The sequence below is a fragment of the Chloroflexota bacterium genome (assembly GCA_013152435.1).
In the GTDB taxonomy this organism is placed as follows: domain Bacteria; phylum Chloroflexota; class Anaerolineae; order DUEN01; family DUEN01; genus DUEN01.
The window spans coordinates 7,122-16,708 of the sequence record JAADGJ010000006.1; the positions used below are offsets into that span (position 1 = coordinate 7,122).

7 protein-coding genes are annotated in these 9,587 nt (G+C 64.7%); 2 read left to right on the forward strand and 5 right to left on the reverse strand.

Features of this window, described 5'->3' with window-relative positions:
* Positions 1-244: 244 nt before the first annotated feature.
* The 3 genes from GXP39_00515 to GXP39_00525 all read right to left on the reverse strand — a co-directional run bounded on the left by GXP39_00515 (position 245) and on the right by GXP39_00525 (position 3,426).
* The gene (locus GXP39_00515; protein ID NOZ26519.1) at positions 245-1,654 is read right to left on the reverse strand and encodes a DsbA family protein; all 1,410 of its coding nucleotides are present in this window, start codon (positions 1,652-1,654) and stop codon (positions 245-247) included.
* Between the two features lie 103 nt (positions 1,655-1,757).
* A complete protein-coding gene (locus GXP39_00520) occupies positions 1,758-3,062 on the reverse strand; it encodes a radical SAM protein (protein ID NOZ26520.1) in 1,305 nt (434 codons plus the stop codon).
* A 1-nt stretch (position 3,063) separates the two neighbouring features.
* Positions 3,064-3,426: a hypothetical protein gene (locus GXP39_00525; protein ID NOZ26521.1), complete on the reverse strand. Its 363-nt coding sequence runs from the start codon at positions 3,424-3,426 to the stop codon at positions 3,064-3,066.
* Positions 3,427-3,821: 395 nt separating this feature from the next.
* Between GXP39_00525 and GXP39_00530 the strand changes: the two genes are divergently transcribed.
* Complete coding sequence (locus GXP39_00530) at positions 3,822-5,279, forward strand: arylsulfatase (GenBank protein NOZ26522.1); 1,458 nt, start codon at positions 3,822-3,824, stop codon at positions 5,277-5,279.
* 118 nt (positions 5,280-5,397) lie between these two features.
* On the forward strand, positions 5,398-6,480 hold the full coding sequence (locus tag GXP39_00535; protein ID NOZ26523.1) for a DUF2961 domain-containing protein: 1,083 nt from the start codon (positions 5,398-5,400) through the stop codon (positions 6,478-6,480).
* A gap of 92 nt (positions 6,481-6,572) precedes the next feature.
* Here GXP39_00535 and GXP39_00540 read toward each other — a convergent pair whose 3' ends face one another.
* Positions 6,573-7,943 carry an MATE family efflux transporter gene (locus GXP39_00540; GenBank protein NOZ26524.1) on the reverse strand — a complete coding sequence of 457 codons (1,371 nt, stop codon included), beginning with the start codon at positions 7,941-7,943 and terminating at the stop codon, positions 6,573-6,575.
* A 37-nt stretch (positions 7,944-7,980) separates the two neighbouring features.
* Complete coding sequence (locus tag GXP39_00545; GenBank protein ID NOZ26525.1) at positions 7,981-8,838, reverse strand: SMP-30/gluconolactonase/LRE family protein; 858 nt, start codon at positions 8,836-8,838, stop codon at positions 7,981-7,983.
* Positions 8,839-9,587: the final 749 nt, after the last annotated feature.

Genomic DNA, 9,587 nt, shown 5'->3' on the forward strand with positions numbered 1-9,587 from the left:
CGGTCGATGATCAGGGGAATGTCTTGCGTCGGGCGACACGTGGGGTGTTCCTACCACCCCGATTTCCATCACTGACTTTGAAAAAGCCCTGGTACGCATAGCGGCCATCGGATGAACCCCATACGGAGCTGGCGAGGGGTTAAGGCAGGGGCGACCGACCGGTCGCCCCTGCCGGGGTGTTCCCTTTGGGTCTCCCGGGGGCGCAGGTATGTACTCCCCCGCGAGGCAGATCCGCCCGCCAGGGTCACTGCGCGGCGAGGACTGCCTCGATCACCTGCTTGAACTGCTCGTAAGGGAGCGCCCCGGGGATCAGCTGCCCTTGCTGGCCCTTGAGCACGATGAAGCTGGGGGTGCCGCGAAGCTGGATGCTCCGGCCCGCTCTGAAGTCGCTCGCGATCTTGTTCTGGATCTCGGGGTCATCCAGGCAGGCTTTGTAGGCATCCATGTCCAGGCCGATCTCCTGGGCCAGGCGGTCGAAGATCTCCTGCGCGTTCGCCTGATTGGCCCATTCTTCCTGGGTTGCGTAGAGCCGATCATGCATCTCCCAGAACTTGCCCTGTCGCCCCGCACACTCGGCGGCGATGGCGGCAGGCTCCGCCTGTGGGTGGATCGATGCCAGGGGGAAGTGCTTGTAGATCATCCGGACCAACCCGGTGTCCACATACTCTTCCTCCAGCTTGGGAGCCGTCTCCGAGACGTGTCGGGCGCAGTATGGGCATTGGAAGTCGGCAAACTCGATGATGACGACCTCGGCGGAGGGATCACCCTTGAAGGCGTCGCCGGCCTTGGTGTATCCCGGCTTCTCCGGGTCGGGCGACATCCCCTCGGCCGTGGCCCAGTATGGGATATCGGGCTCCGGGGTAGGCGGCGTGCGCCCGGCGACCAGCGCGTCGATGGTCGTCTGGAAGGCCTCGAAGGGTTGGGCCCCCTCGAGGGGATACCCGTTCAGGAAGAAGGTGGGGGTTCCCCGCACGCCGGCGGCCAGCCCGGCCTGGAGGTCGGCATCGATGGCCTCACGAGTGCGCCCGCTGTCCAGGCACTCGTTGAAGGATTCCTCGTTCAGCCCCAGCTCGCTCGCGTAGGACTTGAACCGATCCTCGGCGTCCTCCTGTCCCGCCCATTCCTCCGTCCGCTCGAACAGCAGATCATGCATGTTCCAGAACTGTTCGGCGCCCTGTTCCCCCGCGCAGCGGGCTGCCTCCGCTGCCTTTCCGGCCTGCGGGTGGATCTGCTCCAGAGGGAAGTCCCGGAAGACGAGCACGACCTTCCCGGTCTTCAGGTAGGCCTCTTCGATCTGGGGGGCCGTCTCGCGTTGATGCCGTCCGCAATATGGGCACTGGAATTCGCTATATTCGATCATGACCACGCTCGCGTCCGGGTTACCGCGATACGCGTGGCCGTCTTCCGTGAAGCCGACCGGCACTCCGTCCACCTCGCCGGTTGGCGGCAGCAGCTTGGGCATCTCCTGCTTCGGTTCTTCAGGTGTCGGGGCTGCTGCCGTCGGTGTGGGCTCCGCGGTGGGCGTGGCTGTGGGCTCCGGCGTAGCCGTGGCTCCCGACAGGGCGATCGGCCCGGCGCATCCGGCCAGCCAGGCCAGGGCCATCATCACGGAGATCAGGAAAGCCAAACGAACGAAAGAGAGGTGATTCTTCAAGGGAAAGCCTCCTTACAGGATTGTGATAGGGGATCGGTGTCGTGTCGCGATGGGGAGCTTATATCCGGCGCGTGTGCCATCTTCGCGCCGGGCGTGCGCGATGTCAGTAGAGAAACTCACGAATATCGTAGCGGGAGATCTGTGGGGGGCTGGATGGATCCTGCCAGCGGAAGCCGGCGCGCATTCGTCGCTCCTGCTCTCGCATACGTTCTTCGCTTAATGGGCGGATGCCGGCCTCGCGCGCGAGCGCGATGTAGGCGCTGCCCGGTAACTCGACGAAATCGGAGAAATAGATGAGATCACCTCCTCGAAGGGGCATGGCGTTGATGGCCCGGATGGTGCCCTGGACGTGGGCATCGAAGTAGGCCTCCCCGCCGGCCCCCAGCAGGATGATGACGCTGACCGCGATGCCCGCCTCCTTCAGGCGACGCACCGCCTGGACGACGTCGTTCGCGTCGCCGGGCTTGTTCAGGAAGCGGAGCAGTGCGTCGTCGCCTGATTCCATGCCGATGTACACCCGGCGGAGCCCACGTTCCTTCAGGGATGCCCATTGCTCTACGGTCTTGCGGTGCACGTTGAAGGCATCCATGAAGGAGTAGATGCCCGTGAATCCGTTCGGATGGGCCGCTCGCCAACGGGCGCGCTCCCCTGCATCCAGGCCCCCTGGCATAATGGAAAGGGTCTGGTTCATGATATCGAACAGGGATCGCAGCCGGGGGAACGGGATCACCAGCGCGTTGGCGTCGCCCAGGAAGATGGTGTGCCGAAGGGTGATGGCCGACCCGAAGAAGTCCAACACCGCCCGGATATGGGTAGCGAACTCCTCCGGGCTTTTGATGCGGAAGGGTCGATCTTGGTAAAAGGTGCAGAACGTACAGGCGTTGTGCCAGCACCCCTCCGTCGCCTGGAGCACAAGGGCCAGGTATTGATCGGGTGGCAGGATGCCGATGGGCTTGTAGATGCTCAGGAAGCGTTCCCGGTCGGCCTCCAATGCCTCCCAGTCCCGGGACAGGACGCTGTCTAGCGCCTGGAGGGCCTGTGCCCGCTCCGACTCCGAAGGAGCGGCCCCATTCAGGGTGCGGGCGTCGCCGGCCTCGATCTCCGCCCGCAGGGATCGGGCTATCCGATGGGCTCGTTCCAACAGCGCCCGGGCCTCGGTGGATGATAGCCAGCGGCGTTGGCGGACCCGTCGGCCCTCCCTGCGCTCCGACCACTTGGCCAACCAGCGGTTCTCCAGGCTGCGTCGGTAGGAGATCCCCTTCTGAAATGCCCCGAAGGGACGGCCGCTGATATCGAACGAGAAGCTGTCCGCCTCACCCAGGAGGAGGTTGATGGCCTGATGACGCACGTACAGGGTGATGGCGCGCCCCTCCTCCGAGAGGGTGGCCCGCAGCGCCGCCAGGATCATCTCACCAGCCCCGTTGCTGGAGGTATGTCTCGGTCAGCACCAGGATGGCGCCCAGGATCACCATCAGCACCGGGTCGCGCAGCCGCTCCGCCTGGAGGCCCAGCGCGCTCGTGACGAACAGGCCGGCCCACACGCTCTGACGCAACGTGACGGCCCGAGAGGGACGTCCGCCCGTCAGCACGGGAAATGCCCGGTGCAGCAGGTGAACGATGGGGACCACCATCCCGGTGACGGCCAGGAAGAAGAGCGGATAGAAGACGGCCAACGTGAAGCTGCTGGGTGGGTATGTGAGCACGAGATAGCCCACTCCGACCCAGCTGACCAGCCCGAACACCAGAGATAGGGCCGCCAGCCAGCCGCTCATGTGCTGCTCGCTGTGCGAGTCCGCGCTCCGTTGGCTGTTGTGTGATCTCCTCTTCCCGTCGGCTGTCATAAGGGCTTGACCCTTTTGGGTATGGGGGGCCTCCGATCGAGGCGGGACGATGATCGTCGGGTGGATTATACCGTAAATCGCCCGTTCTCACTAGTGGATAGCACTCCCCTGAGCCGCGGTCGTGGGGCACAGCTTCCTGTTCGGACTTGAAGAGGTCCTGTGCCCTCCGGGCCCTCTGCTTGACTTTCCCTTTGCCATCCGGTATCGTTGCCCGGGCAGGGACGAGATGCCGTGTGAGGGCGAGCGGATCGCCCCCGGCTCTGCGCTTTTGGCAGGCGGTTTTTTCTCTTATCCGCTATTGGCTCGTTTCCATGTGGAGGTTCGTGATGCCTGATCGTCCCAATGTGGTGTTGATCATGACGGATCAGTGGCGCGGTGATTGCCTGAGCATCGCCGGCCATCCGGTGGTGCACACGCCCTACCTCGATCAGCTGGCCCTGGAGGGCGCCCGCTTCGATCGCGCCTACTCGGCGACGCCTACGTGCATTCCCGCCAGGGCGTCGCTGCTCACGGGGCTCTCCCCGCGCACCCACGGCCGCGTGGGGTATCGGGACGGTGTGCCCTGGGACTATCCCGTGACCATTGCGAGCGAGTTCACCCGCCATGGCTACCAGACCCAGGCCATCGGCAAGATGCACGTGTACCCGGAGCGCTCGCAGATGGGCTTCCAGAACGTGATCCTGCACGACGGCTACCTGCACTTCGCCCGACGGCGCGATCGTGATCTGGGCCTCATCGACGACTATATCCCCTGGCTGCGCCAGCAGGTTGGCTATGAGGCGGACTACTTCGACCACGGGGTGAACTGCAACTCGGTGGTCACCCGGCCCTGGGACAAGCCCGAGCATCTGCATCCGACGAATTACATTGTCACGCAGGCCATCGACTTCCTGCGGCGGCGCGATCCTCGCAAGCCCTTCTTCCTGTTCCTCTCGTTCCATCGTCCGCACCCGCCGTATGATCCACCCGCTTGGGCTCTGGAGATGTACCTGGATCGTCCCATGCCGGAGGTGCCCGTGGGCGATTGGGCGAAGATCCTCGCCCCATATGCCGATCCCTATCGGCCGGATACCTTCGTCGGCGAGATCGATCCCCGGGTCCTTCAGCGGGCGCGCGCCGGCTACTACGGCCACATGACGCATATCGATCATCAGGTGAATCGCTTCATGGAGGTGCTGGCGGAGTACGGCCTTGCCGACAACACCTACGTTTGCTTCGTCTCCGATCACGGGGAGATGATGGGCGATCACCATCTGTTCCGCAAGGGGTTCCCGTACGAAGGATCGGCTCGTGTGCCGCTGATCCTCAAAGGCCCCGCCGATAGCGGTATCCAGCGCGGTGCCGCGTACGACCAGGTCGTCGAGCTGCGGGATATCATGCCCACGCTGCTGGACTGCGCCGGCCTGCCCATCCCGGAGACGGTCGAGGGGCGCAGCTTCCTGCCTATCGCCCGGGGGGAGGCCGTGGAGTGGCGTGATTACCTGCATGGGGAGCATACGCTGATGAACCAGTCCATTCAGTGGCTCACCGACGGGCATGAGAAGTACGTCTGGTTCAGCGGCACGGGGCATGAGCAGCTGTTCGATCTGGAGGAGGATCCCCAGGAGCTGCACGACCTGGCCGCGGATCCCGGGTATGCGGAACGGGTGGCCCATTGGCGACGATTGCTGATCCGGGAGTTGTCCGGACGGGAGGAGGGGTTCACCGACGGGGAGGCGTTGATCCCCGGCCGTCCCGTCCATCCCTGTCTCTCCCATCTGCGCCGTCAGGCTGGCCTGGAGTGATCGGGGGACGGCAGGAACGAACGGCTGCTTCGAGTGCGATGTGTCGTTCCTGGAGGGGATGGGATGTCGACGTGCTCCGGGGGCGATAGATCCTCTTATATCATGGGGAGGTTGACGGATGGAAGCGCTCTATCGACTCAACTTGGGGTTGGGATCGCTGCCCCTGCTATCCGATGCCGAGACGCGATCCATCTCCGCCGAAAATCCGACGGGTGAGAAGGGGGGCGGGGCGAAGGCGGCGCCGGAGGATGTCCCGCTGCCGGAGGGATGGCCCGCGCATCCCAGCTCCATGCTTGGGCGGGGATGGAAGGTCTACCCCTGCATCACCCTGGAGCCGGAGGCGGTGACGACGCTGGCCGACGTGGAGGGCCCCGGTGTGATCCAGCACATCTGGATCACGGTCCGCGTAGAGGCCTATCGCGATACGGTGCTCCGCTTCTACTGGGACGATGAGGAGGCGCCCTCCGTGGAAGTGCCCCTGGGGGATTTCTTCTGTAACGGGCATGGGCTGCGGTACAACGTCAACAGCCTGCCGGTGGCCGTCAACCCTTCGGGTGGGTTCAACTGCTACTGGCCGATGCCCTTCCGACGGCGGGCCCGGGTGACCATCGAGAACCAGCGGCCGGAGCCCATCGAGGGATTCTTCTACCAGATCACCTACGCGCTGACGGAGGTTCCCGACGAGGCTGCCTATTTCCACGCCCAATGGCGGCGATCCATGACCTCTCGCGAGTACCCGGAGCACGTCATCCTGGACGGCGTGCGGGGACAGGGGCACTATGTGGGCACGTTCCTGGCCTGGACACAGCTCTCCAATGGCTGGTGGGGCGAAGGTGAGATCAAGTTCTACATGGACGGCGATACGGAGTATCCCACGATCTGTGGGACGGGCACGGAGGACTACTTCGGCGGCGCGTGGGGGTTCGGCGGGGAGACCTATTCCACGCCGTTCCTGGGATATCCGCTCTATCGCAAGGAGCCGGGCGAGGTGCCCCGACATGGCCTCTATCGCTGGCACATCTTCGACCCGATCCGGTTCAAGCGGGATCTCCGGGTGACCATCCAGGCGTTGGGGTGGTGGCCGAACCGGATGTTCGAGCCGTTGACCGACGATATCGCCTCCACGGCGTATTGGTATCAGCGGGAACCGCACGCCGCGTTCCCCGAGCTGCCCCCGGTGCATCAGCGCTGGTCGCGATAGCCGGGGATTGTCCTGGCGATGGGATGTGTTGCGAGAGGGGATCGGCACGATGGATGGCCTGTCCCCTCTCGCTTCGCGTAGTTTTAAGGGGCTTAGATCTCCACCTGTTTCCAGTGTCCCTGCCAGAACCTTCCCGCCATCAGCAGGGCCTGCACGCCCATGCTGATGACCAACCCCCACCACACGCCGTCCACGCCCCATCCCCATCTCTGGGAGAGCAGCCAGACGGCCGGGATCTGGACCAGCCAGAGGACGATGATGTTGATCACCATGGGGGACAGGGTGTCGCCCGCTCCCGTCAGCCCTCCGTCCATGACCGTCCCCAGCACCAGGAAGAATTGGGAGAGGGCCAGGATGCGCACGGCATGGACGCCGATGGCGATGGTGTCCGGGTCGTGCGTGAAGAGGCTCAGCACGGGCCTGGCGAACAGCACCAGAGATCCGAGGATCGTGGCGGCGATGAGCCCCGCCGTCAGGGCGATGATGTTCACCGCCCGGGCCGCGCGTTCGGGCTTCCCCGCGCCCAGGTTCTGCCCCACCATGGCCGGGGCGGCGCGCCCCATCCCGGTGCTGGGGATCAGGATCAGCATGCTCACCCGGTTGAGCAGGTTGAAGGCGGCCAGGGTGGCGGCGCCATAGGTGGCCACGAATCGCATTAGGATCGTGTTGGCCAGGTTCGGCATGCCGCGCTGGATCACGGCCGGGAGGGCGATGCGCAGGATCCGCTTCATCATCGGCCAGTTGGGCCGCAGGTCCGCGAGGGTGATCTGCACGGAGGCCTTTCCCGTCGTCAGCAGATACAGCCCGAAGGCCGTCCCTATCGCGTTGGACAACACGAGGGCCAGCGCCGCGCCGATCACGTCCCAGCCCAGCTTGATGAACAGGGGCTCCAGGGCCAGGAAGGACAGCAGGCTCAGCAGGTTCATCTGGAGGAAGAGCTGTGGGCTCCCGGCCGAGCTGAGCATGAACCCCAGGCTGGGCAGCATCTCCATGACGATCAGGCCGAGGAAGATCACGCGGGCGTAGGCGACGGTGGGCTCCAGCAGGTCTCCCCGGGCGCCCACCAGGTGCAGAAGGGGGCGGGTGAAGAGAAGCCCGATGACGCCCAGGGCACCCGCAGACAGGGCGAACAGGATGGTCGCCTGGGCCGCGGCCAGATTGGCTTGAGCCTGGTCGCGGGCGCCGACGTAGCGGGCCACGACGGCGCCGCTGGCCGCGCTGAGCGCCATCAGCACGCTGATCATGGTGAGCCGCAGGGAAGTGGTTAAGCCCGCCGCGGCCAGCGCGTAGGGCCCCAGCTGCCCCAGCCAGTACGCGTCGTACAGGCCAGGGAAGAAGAAGAGCCCCTGGCTGACGGTCATCGGCCAGCTTAGCTGCCAGATGTTGGTCCACAGCCGGCCGCTCGTGATGTCGAGCGCCTGCGTGCTCAGCCCCAGGCGGTGGGCGAGTACTCGGAGGGACACGACGGTACCTTTTCGGTGAAGAGGAATCTGTTCGGGGCTATCCCGCTCGCGGTGGACAGACGGGCAGCCCGGGCACCTTCGTGCGTATCCGGTAGACCGAGGTGCGCGCGGTGATGTACAGCGTGCGTCGATCCTCGTCGCCCCACGCGCAGTTGGCGGGGCGCTCCGGCGTCACGACCACGCCCAGGAGTTCGCCGTTCGGCTCGAAGACCCATACGCCTGTGGCGCCGGTGACGTACAGATGTCCCTCCACGTCGATCTTCATGCCATCGGGCGAGCCGGGCTGTGGATGATCCATGTCGGCGATGATGCGGGAGTTGGTCAGGGTGCCGTCGGGGCGGACATCGAAAGCGCGCACATGGCGGCGCGGTGAATCGTCGATGTACAACACCGCCTCGTCCGGCGAGAAGGCGAGCCCGTTGGGCCTATCGAAGTCGTCCACCAGTAACTCCAGCGTGCCGTCGGGCAGGATGCGGTAGACGCCGTTGCACGGCTGCTCCTGCTCCTCCGGTTGGATGCCGTACGGCGGGTCGGTGAAATAGATCGTGCCGTCCGATTTGACGACCACGTCGTTGGGGCTGTTGAGCCGCCTGCCCTGGTATCGATCGGCCAGGGTGATCACCGTGCCATCCGGCTCCGTGCGGGACACGCGGCGGTTGCCGTGTTCGCAGGCGATGAGCCGATCGTCCTGATCCAGCGTCAGGCCGTTGGAGTTACCGCTGGGCTCTCGCCACACCTCTACCGTGCCGTTCGGGCTCCACTTGTAAATGCGGTTGGCCGGGATATCGGAGAACAAGAGGTAGCCGTCCGGGTGCCACACGGGGCCTTCCGTGAATTGAAAGCCGGTGGCGATGCGCTCGGGGTCGCCGGGTTCGATCAGAGACTTCAGCTTCATGTGGGCCTCCTGGTCCTTCATACTGCGGGGTTAAACGGCGGCTCGATTGTACCACAACTGATCCGGGGATGCATTCCGGCGGAGGCGGGTGCAGGGCTTCTTCGATCGCAGGAAGGTCGAGGTCGACCGGGCTTGTGGTATAATGCTACAGGTGAGAGTGTGTCTGAGAAATGCCGTTGCTTCTGCTGTGGGGAAGCCCGGAGGGGCGGCGCCCCTCCGGAAAAAGCCCTTCTTCTGCCTTCGACCTGCCTGGCCTCGGCCTAGGCCCTTCGGAAAGGGCCGAGAAAGGCAGGTGCAGGCCGGAAAGGTGGAGTTTTCCGTGGAGGGGAGGACCCCTCCACACCTCCCCCTGTGGAGTTGGTCGTTGAGGGCGACCCTCAGATATCTTGCCGATAAATTTTCAGATACGCTCTAAGAAAGTCGTGACGTTGGCCCCCCTGGTGAAAGGTCAAGGGAAGCGTTTGGGCGTGGGAGCGTTATGCCTGTTCCGAGCAGGTGGAGCCCTGTGCTCCATTTGTGGCGGCGTGGGAGCCGCCGCTGCCGACTTTCCTTTGGCGGACTTGACATCTGCCCTGGGTGGCCGTATGCTTGGGTGCACGGGGCGGTGGAAAATTGACCGCTCCCGACCGGAATGTAGGTGAGACAGGTGTTCCATTTCGATTCTCAACTGTCGATCGTTATCCCCGTTCCTCATCGATCGTCGCATGCTCGCCGCTGGAGGGAGCACCCCCTCGCCGTGTGGGATTGGG